This is a genomic window from Emcibacter nanhaiensis (assembly GCF_006385175.1).
Classification (GTDB): Bacteria; Pseudomonadota; Alphaproteobacteria; order Sphingomonadales; family Emcibacteraceae; genus Emcibacter; species Emcibacter nanhaiensis.
On the sequence record NZ_VFIY01000018.1, the window covers coordinates 547,164 to 565,289 of the forward strand.

25 protein-coding genes are annotated in these 18,126 nt (G+C 59.6%); 1 reads left to right on the top strand and 24 read right to left on the bottom strand.

Going from position 1 to position 18,126, the window contains the following annotated elements:
- The 21 genes from FIV46_RS16685 to FIV46_RS16785 form a co-directional block, all read right to left on the bottom strand.
- Complete coding sequence (locus FIV46_RS16685; RefSeq protein ID WP_139942054.1) at window positions 1-843, bottom strand: DUF2163 domain-containing protein; 843 nt, start codon at window positions 841-843, stop codon at window positions 1-3.
- Complete coding sequence (locus FIV46_RS16690; protein WP_139942055.1) at window positions 844-3,192, bottom strand: DUF2460 domain-containing protein; 2,349 nt, start codon at window positions 3,190-3,192, stop codon at window positions 844-846.
- Window positions 3,193-3,759 carry a phage tail tape measure protein gene (locus FIV46_RS16695; RefSeq protein WP_139942056.1) on the bottom strand — a complete coding sequence of 189 codons (567 nt, stop codon included), beginning with the start codon at window positions 3,757-3,759 and terminating at the stop codon, window positions 3,193-3,195.
- A 58-nt stretch (window positions 3,760-3,817) separates the two neighbouring features.
- Window positions 3,818-4,108, bottom strand: coding sequence for a hypothetical protein (locus FIV46_RS16700; protein WP_139942057.1), 291 nt, complete (start codon window positions 4,106-4,108; stop codon window positions 3,818-3,820).
- Window positions 4,109-4,139: 31 nt separating this feature from the next.
- The gene (locus FIV46_RS16705) at window positions 4,140-4,361 is read right to left on the bottom strand and encodes a phage tail assembly chaperone (RefSeq protein WP_139942058.1); all 222 of its coding nucleotides are present in this window, start codon (window positions 4,359-4,361) and stop codon (window positions 4,140-4,142) included.
- On the bottom strand, window positions 4,358-4,672 hold the full coding sequence (locus tag FIV46_RS16710; RefSeq protein ID WP_139942059.1) for a GTA-gp10 family protein: 315 nt from the start codon (window positions 4,670-4,672) through the stop codon (window positions 4,358-4,360). The genes FIV46_RS16705 and FIV46_RS16710 overlap by 4 nt, the downstream gene beginning before the upstream one ends.
- Window positions 4,672-5,088, bottom strand: coding sequence for a phage tail tube protein (locus FIV46_RS16715; protein WP_139942060.1), 417 nt, complete (start codon window positions 5,086-5,088; stop codon window positions 4,672-4,674). Before FIV46_RS16715 ends, FIV46_RS16710 begins: the two co-directional genes overlap by 1 nt.
- Window position 5,089: 1 nt before the next feature.
- Window positions 5,090-5,497 carry a DUF3168 domain-containing protein gene (locus tag FIV46_RS16720; protein WP_139942061.1) on the bottom strand — a complete coding sequence of 136 codons (408 nt, stop codon included), beginning with the start codon at window positions 5,495-5,497 and terminating at the stop codon, window positions 5,090-5,092.
- The gene (locus FIV46_RS16725; RefSeq protein WP_139942062.1) at window positions 5,494-5,841 is read right to left on the bottom strand and encodes an HK97-gp10 family putative phage morphogenesis protein; all 348 of its coding nucleotides are present in this window, start codon (window positions 5,839-5,841) and stop codon (window positions 5,494-5,496) included. Before FIV46_RS16725 ends, FIV46_RS16720 begins: the two co-directional genes overlap by 4 nt.
- Window positions 5,834-6,157, bottom strand: a complete 324-nt coding sequence (locus FIV46_RS16730; RefSeq protein ID WP_139942063.1) for a phage head closure protein — start codon at window positions 6,155-6,157, stop codon at window positions 5,834-5,836. The genes FIV46_RS16725 and FIV46_RS16730 overlap by 8 nt, the downstream gene beginning before the upstream one ends.
- Complete coding sequence (locus FIV46_RS16735; protein WP_139942064.1) at window positions 6,154-6,708, bottom strand: head-tail connector protein; 555 nt, start codon at window positions 6,706-6,708, stop codon at window positions 6,154-6,156. The genes FIV46_RS16730 and FIV46_RS16735 overlap by 4 nt, the downstream gene beginning before the upstream one ends.
- Window positions 6,705-6,995 carry a phage fiber-tail adaptor protein gene (locus FIV46_RS16740; protein WP_139942065.1) on the bottom strand — a complete coding sequence of 97 codons (291 nt, stop codon included), beginning with the start codon at window positions 6,993-6,995 and terminating at the stop codon, window positions 6,705-6,707. Before FIV46_RS16740 ends, FIV46_RS16735 begins: the two co-directional genes overlap by 4 nt.
- A complete protein-coding gene (locus tag FIV46_RS16745) occupies window positions 6,995-7,378 on the bottom strand; it encodes a hypothetical protein (RefSeq protein ID WP_139942066.1) in 384 nt (127 codons plus the stop codon). Before FIV46_RS16745 ends, FIV46_RS16740 begins: the two co-directional genes overlap by 1 nt.
- Before the next feature lie 3 nt (window positions 7,379-7,381).
- Entirely contained in the window at window positions 7,382-8,410 is a 1,029-nt protein-coding gene (locus FIV46_RS16750; RefSeq protein WP_139942067.1) for a hypothetical protein, read from the bottom strand.
- Window positions 8,411-8,439: 29 nt separating this feature from the next.
- The gene (locus tag FIV46_RS16755; protein ID WP_139942068.1) at window positions 8,440-9,645 is read right to left on the bottom strand and encodes a phage major capsid protein; all 1,206 of its coding nucleotides are present in this window, start codon (window positions 9,643-9,645) and stop codon (window positions 8,440-8,442) included.
- 8 nt (window positions 9,646-9,653) lie between these two features.
- Window positions 9,654-10,196, bottom strand: a complete 543-nt coding sequence (locus tag FIV46_RS16760) for an HK97 family phage prohead protease (protein ID WP_139942069.1) — start codon at window positions 10,194-10,196, stop codon at window positions 9,654-9,656.
- 22 nt (window positions 10,197-10,218) lie between these two features.
- The gene (locus FIV46_RS16765) at window positions 10,219-10,536 is read right to left on the bottom strand and encodes a DUF6127 family protein (RefSeq protein WP_139942070.1); all 318 of its coding nucleotides are present in this window, start codon (window positions 10,534-10,536) and stop codon (window positions 10,219-10,221) included.
- Window positions 10,529-11,737, bottom strand: coding sequence for a phage portal protein (locus tag FIV46_RS16770; RefSeq protein ID WP_139942071.1), 1,209 nt, complete (start codon window positions 11,735-11,737; stop codon window positions 10,529-10,531). The genes FIV46_RS16765 and FIV46_RS16770 overlap by 8 nt, the downstream gene beginning before the upstream one ends.
- Before the next feature lie 137 nt (window positions 11,738-11,874).
- Window positions 11,875-13,212 carry a DNA-packaging protein gene (locus tag FIV46_RS16775; RefSeq protein WP_139942072.1) on the bottom strand — a complete coding sequence of 446 codons (1,338 nt, stop codon included), beginning with the start codon at window positions 13,210-13,212 and terminating at the stop codon, window positions 11,875-11,877.
- A complete protein-coding gene (locus FIV46_RS16780) occupies window positions 13,202-13,660 on the bottom strand; it encodes a hypothetical protein (protein WP_139942073.1) in 459 nt (152 codons plus the stop codon). Before FIV46_RS16780 ends, FIV46_RS16775 begins: the two co-directional genes overlap by 11 nt.
- A 390-nt stretch (window positions 13,661-14,050) precedes the next feature.
- A complete protein-coding gene (locus FIV46_RS16785) occupies window positions 14,051-14,893 on the bottom strand; it encodes a fructosamine kinase family protein (protein WP_139942074.1) in 843 nt (280 codons plus the stop codon).
- Between the two features lie 111 nt (window positions 14,894-15,004).
- Here FIV46_RS16785 and FIV46_RS16790 point away from each other — a divergent pair, with 111 nt between their 5' ends.
- A complete protein-coding gene (locus FIV46_RS16790) occupies window positions 15,005-15,184 on the top strand; it encodes a hypothetical protein (RefSeq protein ID WP_139942075.1) in 180 nt (59 codons plus the stop codon).
- 5 nt (window positions 15,185-15,189) lie between these two features.
- On the opposite strand, the gene FIV46_RS16795 is transcribed toward FIV46_RS16790, so the two are convergent.
- From FIV46_RS16795 to FIV46_RS16805, 3 genes are read right to left on the bottom strand one after another with little or no spacing between them, the layout of a single operon-like run.
- On the bottom strand, window positions 15,190-16,524 hold the full coding sequence (locus FIV46_RS16795; protein ID WP_139942076.1) for a surface lipoprotein assembly modifier: 1,335 nt from the start codon (window positions 16,522-16,524) through the stop codon (window positions 15,190-15,192).
- Window positions 16,525-16,574: 50 nt separating this feature from the next.
- Complete coding sequence (locus tag FIV46_RS16800) at window positions 16,575-17,603, bottom strand: YheT family hydrolase (RefSeq protein WP_139942077.1); 1,029 nt, start codon at window positions 17,601-17,603, stop codon at window positions 16,575-16,577.
- Entirely contained in the window at window positions 17,590-18,060 is a 471-nt protein-coding gene (locus FIV46_RS16805) for a GNAT family N-acetyltransferase (protein WP_139942078.1), read from the bottom strand. Before FIV46_RS16805 ends, FIV46_RS16800 begins: the two co-directional genes overlap by 14 nt.
- Window positions 18,061-18,126 lie beyond the last annotated feature (66 nt).

Genomic DNA, 18,126 nt, shown 5'->3' on the forward strand with positions numbered 1-18,126 from the left:
CTATTTTAGTCCCGGGTAGTAGTAGAGACTGTCGCTGCCCGGGACCATCGGCTCTCCCCTGAAATTCCGAAAATTGTCAAACTTGTCACGACAGGTCACCGTTCGCTTGTCACACCCGGCCTGCGCCTTGAACCTGTCTCCAGCCTCAATGGGATTAGGCATCACCTCGCACAGGGCAAACGCACCTGAGCTATAGGTTTTTATTTCCACTTTGAGACCGGCGTTCCTCCCAGAAATCCACCACAGCAGGCCATAGTCAAACCAGCCGTCCGGCTCGGTGATGTCATCAGCCGCGAAAGCCGCCGTCCCGGTCACTGCCGAGACCCTGCCCACCCTGCTGTGTTTCAACAGGTCGGCATGACATGTTGCGGACCCGAGGATCGCCCGGCACTCCGGGGAATATTGCTGACCGACGGTCTGCTGCAGCCGCTGCATCAGCCCCCTGATTTCAACCGTAAAATCAGTATCCGCCAAGGATATTTCACCAAGCCAGCCGGACCGCATGTCGATCCGGCCCATATCCGGCGCCGCCCAATTAACCCGGAATATTTCAACCCGCGCATGGTCGTAACGCCCGGCCAGGATATCCTGCTCGCTGATGGAATTATGGGACAGGATGGCGGTGATATCCAGATTGTCCACATTGAACGCGTTACTGCTGCTGATATCGGTAGGGATAAAGCCGCTGGTGGGGACAAAACGCTGCCCGTCCATAACAACCGGCCGGTCATGGCTGGTAAAGGCCCGGTGCACACCATCGGTCCGGGTCAGGACGCAACACCAGGCCAGGGTCAGCACTTCCTCCTGCAAATGCTGTCGAAGCTCTTGTGAAATCGTCTTCATCTAGAGTCGCACTTCAATCAGGGAGATGGAGGGCATCTGGCCAGCCCTGAAAGTCTCCAGGGTCACGGACAGGCTGTCGTCGGCAAAGCGGACCGGCACGTCAAACTCGAAGCCGGCGCTAATGGTACTGTCCGCCAGCGGCGCTTCGTCAAGGGAAACCAAGCCGGTCGTCTCATCCAGCTGCCAGCCGTCGGCCAGCTCCACGCCGTTCACAGCCACCCGCACTGTCCCGGCCACCGGCTTAAAGATGGCTCGGGCCTGGGAATGCTCGCCGCTCTGGTAGATTTTTGCCAGTTGAAAATCCGTTTCCTCACCATCGCCGACGCCGATCACCTGATCAGTCGGAGCAACCTCGCCGGACGGCGGACAGCTTTTATAGTCGGTCCAGTCCCGGAACCGGAATCCGTAGGCGCGGCCGGCCCGTCCCCGGAAAAAGGCAATTAACGCCGCAAGATCATCCTCCGACCGGATGCCGCTGCCCACGTCAAAGGCCAGCCGGGCATCGGCCCATTCCCGGTTGCGTTGTTCAAAGCCGGAGGTCATTTCCGCCACCGCCGTGGAGAAGACCGGGCCGCCGCCGGCGCCGAAGCTGATGTCCAGCGGGAACCGTACCTCATGAAATCCGCTCATATCCTGTTCCTGATCCTTGTTGTAGACAAAACCGTCCCGCACCACCTGGGGATAGGCCCAGACAAATATCTCGCCAAAGCCCCTGGCAAAACCGTCACCTGCCGCCAGGTCAATATTGCGCCAAAGATGCGTAGTTTCCGGCCGCAGGTTAAAACCGGCAAAATAATACATATCCGGCAGGGCGTAGCCCAAGTCCCCTGTAATCTGCTCCAGAGACTGGCGGTGACGTTTCCATTGCCCGTCGACGATGAAGTCATAGTCCTCGATCTGGAAGAAATCGAAGGCGGGCGACTGCCAGAAGCCTGCCGGATAATTGACTGTCAGCAGCATGGGCGCCGCGGCCACCATCACCTGCGGGGCATAAAACAACAATCCCACTCTGGCGTCCGGCCAGTTGCCCCGGATCCCGTCGCGCAGTGCCAAGGTGGATTGCCCCAGCTTGGCGCCAAGCCAGTCGAGATAAAGCTGCTGATCCGGAGAAATTTCCTCGGTCGCGCTGACATGCTTTGCTGGCAGGCTGTTGCCGGTCTCCGCCACATAGAGCGCCGTGGTCACCGGGTCATAGAAATGCGGCACCCGGTCCTCGTCCAGGCTGACCCACCACCAGGGTTCGCCGATCTGCAACTCGACTTGCTGCCCCGCCTCATCCAGCAGGTCCGCCAGTGCCTCGAATACTGCGGCCAGATAGTCCAGCGCCCCCGCATTGGCCGGCGCCACCAGGCCCGACGGCGGTTCCCAGCCGGTCCGGGCCGGATCATTATCATGGGCGCGCTGCTGCCAGTCGTCCGGAATATGCTCGGCCAAAATTTCATAAGACAGAGACAGGATCACCTGAAAGCCGAAGAATTGCGCCTGCTGCAGGTAGTTCCGGTGCCAGGTCGCTGCCGCCACATTCAGGGGAGCACCGGCCGGATCAACGACAAAACGCTGTTCGGTCCCCGACCAGAGGAGGCTGAAATAATGGCTCATGCCCACATAGTGGGTGATCCGGTCGCGGTAGCCGAGCTGGATCATGTTCCAGATCACCCGTTCCGGTGTCAGGTGATAGCAGTCATCATACCCGTTGCAGATCCGCAAATCATGGGGCAGTACATAACTGTTCCCCACCTTCAGGGTCGAGGTGCTGCCTTCCACCCGAAGGTCCGACACGGTCACCTGCCCCACGACCGGCTGATCCAGCGGTTCCGAGGAACTGTCGTCATAGTCCGGCGCGACCAAACTAATGAACAGGCGGTCGATGTCGCCGGGCCAGACCGGATCGGCGTCCGCGGGCAGGGTAAAGCCGCCAGCCAGAGTATCGAAATCAAGCACGATTTCCGCGTCCTCGGCGGTACCGGTCGCGTAGTTGGCCAGGCGCACATACCAGGTGTGCGGCAGCCCCTGCTGATCCCGTCCTTCAATGGTCAGGGTCGGCCCGTGCAGGTGATCGAGGTCGGCGATGCCGCTACTCTGCCAGCGGAAGCTCAGCACCGTATGGCGATAATCCCTGCTTGTGCCATAGCGCAGCAGCGGATGATCATGCAGATCCTCGCTTTCCCAGATCAGGCCGCACAGATCTTCCTTGCGGTAAAACACCAGGTCACAGCGGAGCGCATCCACACCTTCGGTCACGACCGAGGCCACCATCGGCCGGGGGAAATTCACCGTCCAGTAGCGGGGTGAAAACCGCCGGATCCAGTTCGTCTCCGCCTGATCATATTCCGTTGCCAGCCAGTACATTCAGAGGTTCCGTTCCGCCTTTTCCACCGCCCGGCGCACCGCGACGGCAATCTGGCCGGCGCTTCTGCGCCCCGCCTCTGCCGGCTCCCGCCCCCCGTTCACATTGACAGTGATATTGGTCACCCGGGAGGCAGTGCCCCCGGCAGTGCCGTCATTTCTCAAGACCCGACCCGGAGTGTGCGGCATGAAAAGTTCGGGCCCTTTCTCACCGACAATGTAAGGCCGGTTCGGCGCCACTGTGCCGCCGCCTTCCCGGCCGAACAACAGACTGGATAAGCCGGTCACCAGCGACAGAGGGCCCGACGAGCCCGCACCGGACAGGCCGGCGGATACCATATGGCCGAAAATCTCATCCAGCACCGACAAGGCCGTCCGCCGGAGTCCCTCAAAACTGAGCTCACCGGTTCGGGCGAAACTGTCGAAGGCCGTGGTCATGCCGTCCATCACGGACGATGTCGTGCTTTCCAGTGATCCGAGGTTCTGTTGCAGGCTCTGAACAGACTTGTCCAGGTCCGAAGTGTCCGCACGCAACCGAACGACCAGCGAGTCCAAAATGGTTTCCGTCATAATTTCCCCATAAAAAAAGCCCGCCGGAGCGGGCTGTTTACCTTGAGTGAAGTGAAACTCAGCTGTTCTTGATGAACAGGATACTGATCCGGCCGGTCAGGAAGAAGCCGGCGGCAATGCCGATCAGTTCTTCCATAAATTCCAGATTGCCGTCATTGAAGCGCATAACCACCAGAAGCATGATCAGGATGCCGAGGGCCTGGAAGGCATTGCCTCCCCACCTCAGCCACTTGCGGGTTTTTATACCCGAAATACTCTTGGGCGCCTTTTGCTCAGGGATGCCGGCCTTGCGGTCAGCGACCCGCTCGCGCAGGGATTTTCTCCGGGTCTGTGGTTTTTTCGTCAACATACCGGGAATATGGTCCTCTCCCTGCACAAGGTCAATGGCTAGAGCCAAGTTTTTCCATCAGGCCGGTCAGTCCTGTCCGGTCAAGGGGGCGGTCCCCCGCCGCCTGATAGTCAAAATATTTTTGCCTGGCCTGCAGCACCAGCGCCAGATCCCAGGGCGTTACCTTCAGGAACTCCGACGGCATCCAGCCCAGCAATCCGAACGCCAGCATGGCCCAGACCGGGATGATCCGGCCGTCCGCGGCCCCGGTCACGACTTTCCCGGCAGCACGGGTTCCCCGCCGCCGGTCAGGCAGATCGCCAGCAGGTCACGCACCGCTGCCATGACATTAACAAGACCGGCCGACAGCACCATCTGCCCCAGGTCCTCGAAGACCGGCCGCTCGTCCATGGTCGCCCACAGAATGACGCTGACTTCCCTGAGGCCGATGTCGCCGTCCGCCGCCCGGGAAGCGAGGCCGACCAGGCCGCCGAGGCGCTCCTCAATCTCGATGATGGCCCGGAAGCTGGGGACGCAGAGACGTTCCCTGCCGTCGAGGGTCAGCCTGACCTCGCGCCCGCGCATCAGTCCGCCGCCGCGAAGGTGACCGGACCGGAGCTTTCCAGCGCCAGGTTGTAGGTCCGCTCGCCGTTATAATCGCCGGCATAATCCAGACTGGTGACCTGGAAACCGCCACTGAAACTGTCGCCGCTTTCAAAAATGATGCGGTAATTGTCCACCGTTCCGGCCAGCGCCTTTTCCTGCATCAGCTGCTCGCTGTCGGAATTGGTAAAGACACCGGCCCCGCCCAGCGATACATGTCGGATGCCGGCGCCAGACAACAGCTCGCGCCAGCCGGACGAGCCCTTGTGGGTCACATCCACCACTTCGTTGCTGATCTTCAGCGATGTGGAACGCATGCCGCCAATGGCGGTGAAGGTTTCGGGATCTCCACCGTCGCCGATTTCCATCAGGAAGGCGCGGCCTTTTTCTATGGTCATGTTATTCTCCTGGAATGATCCTGGCCCGGTAGCGCATTACTCCGTGGCGAATGCGACCGTCCGTTTCAAAAAATGTCTCGAAAAATATGAACTGCAGGGAGGCGACCTGGAGCCCGTCTCTCTGCAGCACCTCTGGCGTCAGCAGACCGTGCACCAGGTCGGCAAGTTCGCGAATTTCCAGATTGCCCCTGTGGCCGGACCAGAGATGCAGGTCAAACAGCACCTCCAGGCCCGTAAAGCTCTTGCTCGACCAGTCCCGGACCGACATATCGCCGATGGCGAGATAGGGCAGGCTCATCCCTTCCGGCACATGATCGAATATACCGGACAACCGGCCTGCCAGCTCGACGTTCCCCGAGAGCAGCTCATGGAGGGAGGCCTGCAGTAGATTCAAAGCTGTCAGAGTCATTGGCCGCCTCCATAACTTTCCGGCGACAGCTGGAAACGCACCTTCACTTCTTCCGCCGCCGGGGTGAGGAAAGGCTTTGCGGCCATCCGGCTGGTGCCGAACTCCACATAGGGGGCATAGGAAAGTGACGCCATGACGTCATAGCCGTTCTGTTGTTTCACCGTCTCGATACTTTCCGCCAGCGGACTGCTCGGATTTTCCGATTTCCGGTTGCGATAGACCCGGCACCGGGCGCCGGCGGCAATCTCCGTCGCCAGGCCCCGCACGAAAGCGGTCAGGCGGTTTTCGTAGTCCTGTCGGGCTATCGCCAGGCCCGCCTGCAGTTTATCTTGCCCTTCAATCATGTACTTCTTCCTCCACCCGCAACAGGAGCCAGCGCCCCTGCCCGTCCGGGTCCTGCACAGTCAATATCCGGTAGTTGCGATTGTCATGACGAAGCCGGCGACAGTCTTCCAAGGTCGCATTGTGGCGCACACGAATGTCCCCCAGGCGCCTCTGCTGTTGCTGTCGGGATTCGGTGACTTCCGAGGCCGAAACCGGCGTGAACGCCGCCCAGACCGTGGCCACGTCCCGCCATGTTGAGGCAAGCCCGCCGCTGCCGTCCGGTGCCTGTTCCTCGGTCTGGAACGTCACCCGGTGGCGTAATTGCCGGTAGGTCATAGCTTCACCCGGCGATAGGGCCGCCACAGGTCTTCAGCCAGCCGCCGGTCCCGAACAGCCTCCTCACCCTGCTGAAAGGCGGCTGCGATCCAGTGCAGCAGCCCCTGGCGGATATCGGCCGGCACCTCGTTCCAGCTTTCGCCATATCCGGCCGTGAAGCTGATCCGGATACCGGCCACCGGAATGTCCGGGTCAGGCCAGCCATGCCCCGGCGTACCAATCAGGCGCGGCCGGAAACTGTCCAGGTCCAGCAGCCAGCTTTCCGCCGCAAGGGGGACATAGTCGCCGTCCCGGAATACCGCCACTTCTTCCACCGACCGGATGGGTGAGAACGGCAGGTAGACCGACCCGGCACCCCAGTCATTGCGGAAGCAGCGCCAGTGCTGGCTCACCAGCTTGCGGTCGATGAAAATTTCGCAGGCCAGCCGACCGGACCGGATCAGGCCCGAAAGCAGGCTGTCCTCATCCCCATGGTCGATTTTCAGGAATTCCTTCACCTCGGCCAGGGTGAGCGGTTCCGCCGCCGGCGGTATCATCAACTCAAGTTTCATTGCTGTTCCACCCGGATGGTCAGGGAGCGCTCATCCGCGCGTCCCTGGCTGGTTGAAATATGATTGGTCAGCCGGTAAATCACCCCGGACTGGCCGCCGCTGACGAATACCGCCGTAACGCCCGTTTCCGGACCTGCTTCCTGATCAATCGCCAGACTGCTGTCCCCGTCATCCGGGAAAATACTCCAGCTGCTGGCAAGAATGTCTTCGCCGGCTTGCAGATAGTCCGCTCCCCAGTCGATGCTGAAATCGACCACCGCAGAGGGATCCTTGAGAAACACAGTCATCAGACAGCCGGGTCCGCAATTTCAATGTCCCAGCCGTTGAAGGTCAGCTCGCTGGACGCCACCAGTTCCAGGGAGGTACAGGTGGTGACATAGAGCAGCCTTGAATTTGCCGTGTCCAGCAGCGCCACATGATCAGCGATACCGCCCTGGTCCACCGTCACCCCCGACTTGGAGGCCACCGCCAGTTTACGTCCGCTGACATCGCCGTCAGACAAGGTAAAGTCTCCGGCACTCATGGCAACGTCCGCCAGGAAATTGGCGCCGCCAACATTAGCCTCAGCGTATCCGGCCGGTTCTCCGGCACAGACCGTCATCAGGTCGCAGTTGCCCGCGATCTCGTTCAGCGCCGCATCAAGGACGCTGTCATCCACTTTTTTCGCCATTTTTCAAAGTCTCATCATTCGGTTCGAGGTGGGCGTGATCCGGCGTGCGGACCCCGCAATAATTTCGGTCTTTCGCCGCCCGTCAGGACTGACCTGTCGGTCCAGCGCTGGTGCCGCGGCCAGCAGCAGAATGACTGCCGAAGACGCCAGCCCCTGCAACGCCGCCTCAGCGTCCAGAAGCTGAAACTGCCCAAGCCACGGCGTCGCTGCCTGGTGACCAAGGGTTGCCGCGGCAGGCGACAACGAAACGCCGGAAAGCAAAACAATTCCCGGATCGGCCAACAGGTGTGTGCTGTCATTGGGGAAAATTTCCTGCCATTGCGTCAGAAGCGCGGCCCCGCTGGTCAGGCCATGGCTACTACCATCCGTCCCCAGGATCGCAAGAGAGGTCAGGCCAACATTATCCGACCAGACATCCAGTGTGGCGGTCTGGGAGAAAAGTTCCAGTGCGGCGCCGGCATCATGCTGGAAACGGACAAAATTAAATCCGCTGGAGGATTTATTGACCTGAATTCCGGCCAGACCGGCCCCATAGGTGCTATCCTGCGCCTGGGCTTTCAGTTCCCCATCGGCATAGAGACTGAGGCTGTCACCCACCGCCTCCAGCCGGATCACCACGCTGTTGTCATGATTACTCTGTGGACCGACACTGGCGAGGACGGTTTCATTACCCTGATCCAGTCTCAGGATCTGGTAGCTGTTGTTCCCGGCGCTGTAGTTTGCCAGATACCCGCTGCCGCCATTTGCCGTGTCGCTGTATCTGAGGAGCACCGCGTTGGGGGCCGTCACATAGGAAGATTCGATGGCCTGGTCGTCTGCGGGAAGTTCTGCGGTTGCCAGCAGATAGATCGCCTCCGCACCGGACCACCAGGGTGAGGCAAGCCATTCAGCATCCCAGTCCACATAGACGGAGCTGCCCGGCCTGATTTCATCAATCCAGCCATCGCCCAGCAGGGACGGCAGATGGTCCTGCAGGGACACATCCGCCGTTTCCGTGTCAAACTGGTCCTCGAACAGGGTGGTCCAGGTCATTGAATAATCCTGCTAACTCACAAACCAGATCAGGCCGCGAACTGCAGCAGTTTGATGGCCTGATCGTTGGTCACGGCCCCGCCCACGCGCTTAGTGGTATAGAAATGGATATAGGGCTTGTGGCTGTAGGGGTCGCGCAGGATCCGGGTGCCCATTCGGTCGGTCACCGTATAAGCGCGGCGCATATTGGCGAAGGCAACGGACAGTGAGCCCGACGCCCGGTCCGGCATGTCGGCAACTTCCACCACCGGGTAGCCCAGCAGGCTGGAAGCCGCCCCGCTTTCCAGACCCGGCCGCCACAGATAATTGCCGTCCTGGTCCTTGAATTTGCGGATTTCCGCCAGCAGGCCGGTATTGAGATAGAATTTTGCGCCAGTGCGATAGCCGGTCTTCATGCTGTGCACCAGATCGATCAGCACATCGGCCGGATCACTGGCCGCCCAGTCCCCATCCACGCCGCTGGCAATAGCCTGGATTTCACCGAAACTGCGGCTCGTATCCTCATTAGCGGAGGTGGTATAGGTCAGGAACCCCTTCGGTTTATTGACCCCGTCGCCGGCGACAAAGGCGGCATTTTCCTGGATCGCGAATTCCTCGGCCAGTTCCTCGCCGAGCCACTGTTCCACATCGAAATGGGCATCATCCAGCATCACCTGGGTCGCCGCCGGATTGGCGTAAAGTTCGCCCAGCGGCGGATCGATTTCCGCCAGTTTCGGCGTGTCCGTTTCGGCCCGGGCGTCAGTTTCCGCCACCCAGCCGGAGGCGATGCCGCCCACATTGACCAGCTTCTTGTAGCGGGACGAGCCGATGCTGACCACCTTGGCGTCAGAGCGGATCGGCGACAGCAGGCGCAGGCGTTTCTCCAGCTCCCGGTCCAGCTCCTGCGGCACCGTATAACCGCCGTCTTCGCCACTCAGGCTGTTGAGCGCCTTTTCCTCCAACCCCGTCACCATGCCCTTGCGGATAAAGCCGTCATAAAAGGCGGCCTTGGTTTCCCGGTCGTTCTCCGGACGATCACCGTCGCCCAAAGCGGGGCGCCGGGAGGCGCTGTACAGGCGGTTCATTTTCTGCTGCAGGCCGTCCAGGTCCTGGTTGATCCGGGCCAGTTTTTCCTCGGTCAGCACATCAGTGCTGCCCTTTTCCTCCAGTTCCTTCAGCCGCTGGTCGTTGGCGGCTTTGAAGCTTTCGAAGGAGGAGGTCAGGTTTTCCAGGGCCTCTTTGGTTTCAAGTGTCATGATGTCGTTTACCTTTCCTGTGTCATGAGTTTGCTGAGATGGTGCATGGCGGCCAGCAGGCCCGCCTGGGCCGCGGACGGACCGCCAGAAGTCGGCCGTTCCTCCCCTTTCAGGGAGAGAATCCGTGCCTTGTCATTCATGGGGAATGTCACCAGCGAGACTTCCCACAGGTCCACCTCCCTGAGGATCCGGCTGCCGTCTACCCGACGATCCGCTTTCTGGGTATGGAACCCGATGGACAGGCCGTCGAGCGCCCCGCTCCTCACCAGGCCGTGTGCCTCTTCAGCCCTGCGGATGTTGGTCAATAGTCTGGCCCGGACGAACAGGCCGTAATGGTCCTCGAAAGCCTCTTCGATGACGCCCACCGGCTCGCGGGGGTCATGCTGCCACAAGAGCTTGATGCCCCGGGCGCCCCGATCCTGCAGAGACCTGCGGAAGGCACCGGGCACAACCAGGTCGTTGCCGTTGTCCACAACATTGAAGACGCTGGCATAGCCTTCGAACCGACCGTCCGTTGTGGCCGGCCGATCGTCGGTCAGAAAATCTGTCATGAGTTTGTCCTGTTTCGGCTTCCTAGAGGGGGGAGCCGAGATGAAGAAGTTTCATTTTCACCGCCAGTCCGAGGATCAGGCTGGTCAGTACAATCTTGATGACCCATTTGAGGATGATCTGGCGCACCGTCCTGCGGGTTTCCCGCCAGCTGTCGAGCAGGGCACGCAATTCATTCAGGTCGCCCTGGGCATTGCGGTCCTGCAGGCCCAGATCGGCCAGCGCCCGCGCGGCCCCTTCCTCGGTCGCCTTCTCAATCAGGTGATAGAGGGTTTCCCGGCTCACCCCCTCTTCCGAAGCCTGGCGGACAATATTCTGCAGGGACGGCGATGGTTCAGGCATCTGGCTGTTCCGTCTTGTCCATAGGCCCGAGACCGACCGCCGCGCGTTTTTCATCCGTGGTCAGGAACTCGGCCGCACCGACCCGCTCCCACAACAGCTGGCGGTCATGGCTCAGGGCCGGTATCGCATCCTGGTCAAAGGCGAGGCGCAGATCCGGCCCATAATCAGGACAGAGCCAGCCGTTCAGGGCCGTGACCACCCGCTCCATCATCGGCAGCAGGGTCAGCCGCCACAGCGCCCGGTTGGCTTCCTGGAAATTGCTGTAGGTATTGTCGCCGGGAATGCCCAGCAACATGGGCGGAATACCGAACGCCAGGGCAATTTCCCGGGCGCTCACATGCTTGCCGTTGATGAAATCCATATCGGCTGGCGAGAAGGCCAGCTTCTGCCATTTGAGCCCGCCTTCCAGCACCATGGGACGGCCGGCATTCTTGGCCCCCTGGAAACTGTCGGCCAGTTCATTTTTCAGCCGTTCAAACTGATCGCTGGACAGGCTATCCTGGCCTTCCCGGCCCTCAAACACCAGTGCCCCGGACGGGCGGGCGGCATTATCAAACAGCGCCTTGTTCCAGTTGGAGGCGGCGTTATGCACATCCACCGCCATGGCGGCCGCTTCCAGCGGTGACAGGCCGTAAAGATCATCCAGCGGATGGAAATATTTGAGATGCAACAGCGGGCTCGACCCATCCACCGGATCGACCGGAAAGACATGGTCCCGGCCGCCCAGGCTGTAGACATAGGCCCGGGGCCATCCTGACCTGCCCTGGTCGAGGCGAATACGATCCGAGCGCAGGACATAGAGCTCCGATGGCAGTCCGTCGGCGCCGCGCACCGCCTCCACATAGCTGTTACCGGCAATATTGAGGAAAGAATAGAGGCTTTCCAGGAAGGTCATCCGTCCCTGCATGGGGTTGGGCCTGGTCAACAGATCCAGCAGCGGGTGATGATCCAGCCGCTGGCCGTCCCGGAACAGCAACAGTGGCACCGAGGCGGCACTTTCCGCCAGCAGCTTGACCGAGCGATGCGCCACCACATTCTTGCGGTAGCCTTCCTCCGCCAGCGACCGATAGGTGCGGTTGCTCCAGCGCGCCTCACCCATGCCAAGCCAGACCGTTTCCGATCCCTGCTGCAGGTGGGCGACCGCACTCGCCTTCTGTTCCCGGCGGGCAAATAACCCGCCCAGTTTAGAAAATGGATTCATGAATATTTCTCCGATGAGGGGATAACGAACGGCAAAGTCACTGCCTGCCCTGCACGTTGCTCAAAAGCTTCTGTCTCACTATTGCAGGAGCAGCACCTTGCCGCCGTTTCCCGGCCGGTCATGGGAGGAACCGGCCACTAATAAATAATCTGCCTGATCCGCGGCCGGCTTTCCCGCCGCAGCAACAGGTCGGTGAGCGCCCAGACCAGGGCGTCAACCCGGTCCGGGCTCTTGCCCTTGCGCACTTCCGTCTGGCTGAAGCCGCACATTTCCTCTTCCAGTTCCGGAAAGATGCCGTGATGGAAGATCCGGCCCTGCTCGTACAAGGCCGCCACCGGCTCGGCCCGGATCGTCTTGCCCCGGCTGGCCCGGACCGGCAGGTAGCTTACTTCCGGATCAATCTGACGGATCAGGCTTTCCACCAGGTCGCCCCCGTTGTTGACTTCGGCCACCAGCCGGTCGGCATTGAATTCGTGATAGGCTTTGATCGCCCGGCTCGCCCAGTCCAGCGGGCCAACGCCATGGATGGTCTCGTCCCGGAGTACATAGCCTTGCCCGGCCAAGTCGCGGCCGGCGACGATAATGCCGCACTGGTCGGCGTCGGGACCGCTGCTCACCGGCGGGTCGACCGCCACCACGATGCGGGACAGTTCCGGCAGCCGGGCGATCCGACAACCGTCCAGCAGGTCCCGGCTCCACAGCGCCCCTTCGATATCGATCAGCAGTTCGCCGTATAGCTCCTGCCGGCCGATGCGCGTGCCTTCATAACGCTGGCGGATTTCCGCGAGAAATGCATCCGGCAGGTTGGCGCTGTTGTCATAGGTGTTGCCGCGGGTGACACAAACCTTTTCATCCTCCATCAGCTTGCGCAGCAGCGGAATGTTACGGGGCGTGGTGGTGACCATGACCCGGGGCTGCTCCCCGAGCCGGAGCCCGAACAACAGATTGTCCCAGGTTTCCTCCACATGGCTCCATTTGGCGATCTCGTCGGCCCAGGCGAGGGCATGTTGCGGCCCGCGCAGTTGATCCGGCGCTTCCGAGGAATAAAGGAACGCCTGGATGCCGTTGGGCCAGACCAGGCGTTTTTTCGAGACCTCGAAATGCGGCCGGAAGGCGTCCGGGCAACAGGCCATCAGGCCGCTTTCCCCCTCGACCATGGTCTGCACCCCGTCGAGGAAACTGTCCGCCACGAGGGCGATCCGTTCCGGCGCGCCCTTAGGCGCCTTCAGCGGGCTCGGCCCTTCCACCTGGCTACGCAGCCATTCAACGCCCATACGGGTCTTGCCGAACCCGCGTCCGGCCATCACCAGCCAGCAGAACCAGTCACCAATCGGCGGCATCTGGCTCCGACGCCCCCAGAACTGCCAGTCATGCAACAAGGCCTCGCAGTCCAGATCCGACAAGGCGGCGACAAGGCGGGACCGGTCGTTGCTCTCAAGGCACGCCACCTGGGCCGCCAGCGACTCAGCCGTCATGCCTTTGCTCTTCCGCCAAGTTCAGCCTGCCCGAGATTTCTTCGAGTTTCTTCTGCAGCTTGCCCCGGGCCGTATCCGCCGACGTCCAGGCCCGCTGGGGTTGGTGCCGGGCGCTGTCCGAAAAGATCTCCGGCCGGTGTGCCTTGAGCAGAAAGATCGCCAGCCGTTCGTCGGGCCCAATGGTCTTTCCTGTTCCCGTGCCGGCACCCAAAGCCCGGTCCCACAGCCGCGCCTCCAGCTTGTCAAGCGCTTCATCCATGGCCTCCTGCCACAGCTGGCGAAACCGGCGGCTGGCATTCCGTTTGCGGTAGGCGAATGTCCGGGTTACTCCGGCGGCCTCGGTGGCGGCGCTGACATTTCCCGTCTGCCGCAGGCGGGTGAGAAATTTCTCCTCCTTCCCTGCGTTCCAGACTATCGATTTTTTACGAATCCGACGTTCCCCAGACATAAAAAAACACCCGGCCCTAAGGGCGGATGTTGATCATTTCTGATAGGGACAGATCATCTTGTCCCAAAGGCTTATTTCCCACTATGTTTTGTATACTACCCTATTAACCCCTATTTGTCAAGGGAAAATAGCAAATAATACGTAATAATAGGATAATATTTTAATAAAATTTTGATAAAATACTTATAAATATATTATATTTGCCTATTTTCACCTATTGTCGTAGACTTATTTTTGGATGAAGGTTTTCAAGCCCCCTTCGTCCACCGGTCTGCATGGCGCGCTTGCGTCATGTTGGGTTGCCTTTTTACGCGATTTTAGGCAACACGTGATCGAAACCCTCCTTGCAACTATGGCGCTCCCTTACGGGAAGCGCCATTTTTTCTTTATTTACAGATACCTGCCGAGGATCGCATCCAACTGGCCGACGTAACTGCCGCCAAACAGGCGCACATGAACCAATAAGGGATAGAGCAGATAGATATCCTTGCGGGTCCTGAAAAAATCCGGATCCAGCGGCCTTTGTTCGCTGTAGCGACCAAAAAAGCGCCGCCCCACCGTGCCGAACAGGGTCATGAATGCCAGCTCGACCTCGGCATCCCCGTAATAGATGGCCGGATCGACCAATCCCGTCACCCTGCCCCGTTCGGACAGGATATTGCCGCCCCACAGGTCCCCGTGCAGCAGCGACACTTGCGGCTGGTGCCCGAGATACTGCTCCAGCCGGTCCGCGAGGCGGAGAAGCCGGCCATAAACCTCCTCCGGCAATTTACCCGCCTCTCGCCCCTGGTCGGCCATATGGACCAGCCGCCGGTCACGGAAAAAGACACACCAGTCTGCGGTCTGGTCATTGGGCTGATTCAGCGGCCCGATCACTGTCTCCCGTTCAAAACCGAACTGTGGTGCTGTGATTTCGTGCAGCTCCGCCACCAGGCTCGCCAGGTGCTGTTCCGCCGCCCCGTCCAGCGCGCTGGCCCGGCCGGGCATATATTCCATGAGGATACAGTCTTCCGCGGAATGAAAAACTTCAGGTATTGGTAGGGACGTATGCCGGCGCAGATAGTCCAGCATAAAGGCCTCACACAGGAGATTGTCTCCCTGCTTCAGGACGACTTCCCTGCCATTTTCCAGCCGCACCAGCCTGAGGTCGGCCAGACACCCGCCCGACAGACCAGACGTGGCGGTGACCCGACTGCCGAAAATCCGCTCAGTGAGATTTGATAACTCCTGTATGGTGCTTCTCCCCGTCCTTCACGCAATGACCGGACTTTTCAACTTGAAAAGTCACGGTCGGACAGGTACAGCATAACATCAGCTACTCAACAGGTTCAAAAGGACATTTTCATGGCGCGATATAATGTCACCCTTAAAGCAAGTCTGAAGCGCGGCACCTTCTACTGGGTCGCCGAAGTCAATGCAGATTCCGAGGATGAAGCTGTTGTCTCCGCCGAGCATCTTTTCATGGAGGAAATGGAAAAAGCCGGCGACTGGGAATTTGACGATTACAACGTAGAACCTCAGTAGGCCCTTCAGAAAGTTCTGGTCAATCCGATCTGGAACCGGTGGCGGTCATAGCTGTAAAAGCTGACATTGGAATCGTTCCTGGTATAGCTGTAGCCGAAGACCGGAGCGACCCCCCACACCGACCAATCCCTTTTTGTCAGGTCCACCGAGACGCTGTAACGGGTATCTTTCCTGTCTTCCCCGCCCGTTTCAACGGCAAAACCGCTTTCCACCGCATCATAATAGCGCAGCAGCAGTTCCGGTTTCACATAAAGCGTCACTCCCCGGCCGAAATCCTGATAAAACCCGCCCCCCAGCCTGAGCGACAGGTTGTCCAGGTCTTCGACCCGGGTTTCCTCCCAGGTGCCGCCCACAAGAAATTGTAGAATACTGGACGACGTCAGGCTGTAGCTGACCCGGGTCGTAAAACTGGCCAGATGGCCATTGCGCCGGATATCACGATCATACTCCAGTTGCTGCCAGCTGAGCGTTCCGTCCAGCCGCCAGCGTGGCGACAGGACATGTTCCGCCAGAAGCTGCCCCCCGTAAGCATGGTTATAGTCCTCGCCGCCATACCAGCGATAATAGCCGGTAAATTGCGGGGTCAGTGCAGTATTTTTGAACACAAAGCGGGGACCGATGCTGCCGGACAGGAAGGTATCATTGAACCGGGACTTGCTATACTGGGTGTGGTATATATCAACGCCGCTCTTGAGTTTGATATTGTCCGCCAGCGGCCAGAAGTAGTCAGCACCGACCGCGCCGATCACGCCAAGGCCCGAGGTTTCCTGCGCATCTTCTGACAGTTCAAACGGCAGACCATAGATATACACCTTGTCCTGGTCGGTGGCGGCCGTGATATTTGTATCCGGCGCAAGGGCAAAGTAGGCCCGGATCTGCCAGCGTTTGCGCTTTCGTATTTCATAGAGGAAGCGGTTGATATTCTGCTCTACCGCCGGCGGCAGATCTTCCCCCAGAACCAGTTCGAAATGATGCCGGGCCGCCCCGTCATCACCGGCTAAAAACAGGGCGCGGGCAAGTTCCAGACGAACCCGGGTCAGTTTCGGATGACGCGCCAGGATATCCCGGTAAATTTCGATGGCGTCGTGGTTACGCTTCTCCAGTCCCGCAATCTGCCCCAGCAGAAACTGCTCCTGCACGGGATCAGGCGTTCTCCCCCTGACCTGCTCCAGGACCTGACGGGCTTCACCAAGTCGCCCATCTGCAATCAGTCTTTCGACGAAAGGGAGGATTTCGCCGGCTTTCAGATTGAATTGCTGCATGGCCGGTTCGGCTTCAGACGCCTGTGCCGGCAGCCAGTGCCCGCCAGCCCCCATCATCAAAAGAAGAAAAACAAGCAATGACTTTGCTACTGGCGATGCTTCGCCACCTGGCCTCCCCCAACTGCAGGTCACGACAGATGTGACTCGAAAAACAGGGCGGCGATCCGCTCATGCCAGGGGATCTTGTTATCCTGGGTATGGAACCCCAAATGTCCGCCGTCAGACGTGATCAAGGCGGTAATATCCCTGTCCTCCGGCCAGTCGCGCTCTTCATAGCTTTGCACCGGGACCCAGGGGTCATTTTCGGCCTCGATCAGCAGGGTGGGCCTGCAGATGGCGTCCAGAAATTGCCCGCAGGACTGGCTGGCATAATAATTGTCCGCCCCGCCCAGGCTATGAATGACGGATACATATTTATCGTCGAATTCGTAGATGGTTTCAGCCGTCAGCGCCGCGTTGGTAACGGCCTCCGGATAGCCCTCGCGCGCCAGGTTGAGATTGGCCTGGTTTTTCAAACCGTGCAGGATATAGCCATGATAAAGACTGTTCCTCTTCTCCATCAGCTTCTGTTCACAGGCGGCAAGATCCAGCGGCGCCGACACCGCAACGGCGGCTGTGACACAGGAGTCTTCCCCTGTTTCGCCAAGATATTTCAGAAGCATATTGCCGCCGAGCGACGCCGCATAGGCGAATACGCCCTGGTCGCGGTATTTTTCCGGCAACTGCGCAAGGACGGCAACCAGATCCTCGGTCAGGCCGGCATGATAGGGGCCGTGGCTGGTTTTCGCCGACTCTCCACAACCACGAAGATTAAGACGCAGAACCGGAAACCCCTGTGAAATCAGATAGGCGGCGGCAGATACCATAGGTGAGGCTTCCTCACTGCCGGCGATACCATGAATCATAATGACCAGTTTTTTTTCGAGCGGAGCCCCCGTCTCGTCTTCCGTATGAAGGGCACCTGCGAGTTTCTGCCCTCCGTCAATATCGAACAGGAGGCGCTCACCGGCCTTTCTCAGCGTCAGCGGCGGTCCCAATATGGTATTGCGCATGGTCTGCAGGTCCGCTCCCCCCCATTGCTTGCTCCCGACGAAGTCCGGGATATCCAGACCTTCCGGCGTTTTGCCGAGAAGTCGATAGCCGCTACTTGCGCTCATACCCCTCTTCTCTCTCGTCCAGCTTCAGATCGAAGGTGACCCAGCGGGTCTCCTTACCGAATTTCTTGTAGAACGCCATGGCATCCGGACGATCTTCATGGGTGATCCAGCGAATCATCGTGCAATTCTGGGTTTCAGCAATATTCTTGATAGCATCGATCAAAGCTTCGCCGACACCATGCCGACGTGCTTCCTTTGCCACATAAATATCGTCCAGAAACATGCCGACTTCACCGGCAAGCGGCCGCAGAAAACGGCGATAATGTACGATGCCGACCGGTTTACCGTCCTGTACGGCGGCAAGACCGCGAAGTTCTGTTTCATGCCCCCCGAGCCATTCCCAGACCTTGTGCAGTTGCTCGTCCGTGATCGGGACACCATAGGAGTCCGCATATCCACGGTATAATTCTGCCCAGTCGCCGAAGGAAAGCTGGCGGATTTCAACGATCTCAGTCATTCTGTCCCCTTGTGCTAAGACCACTATATATAATAAAAAAGCCGCCTATCAAGTAGATAGGGCGGC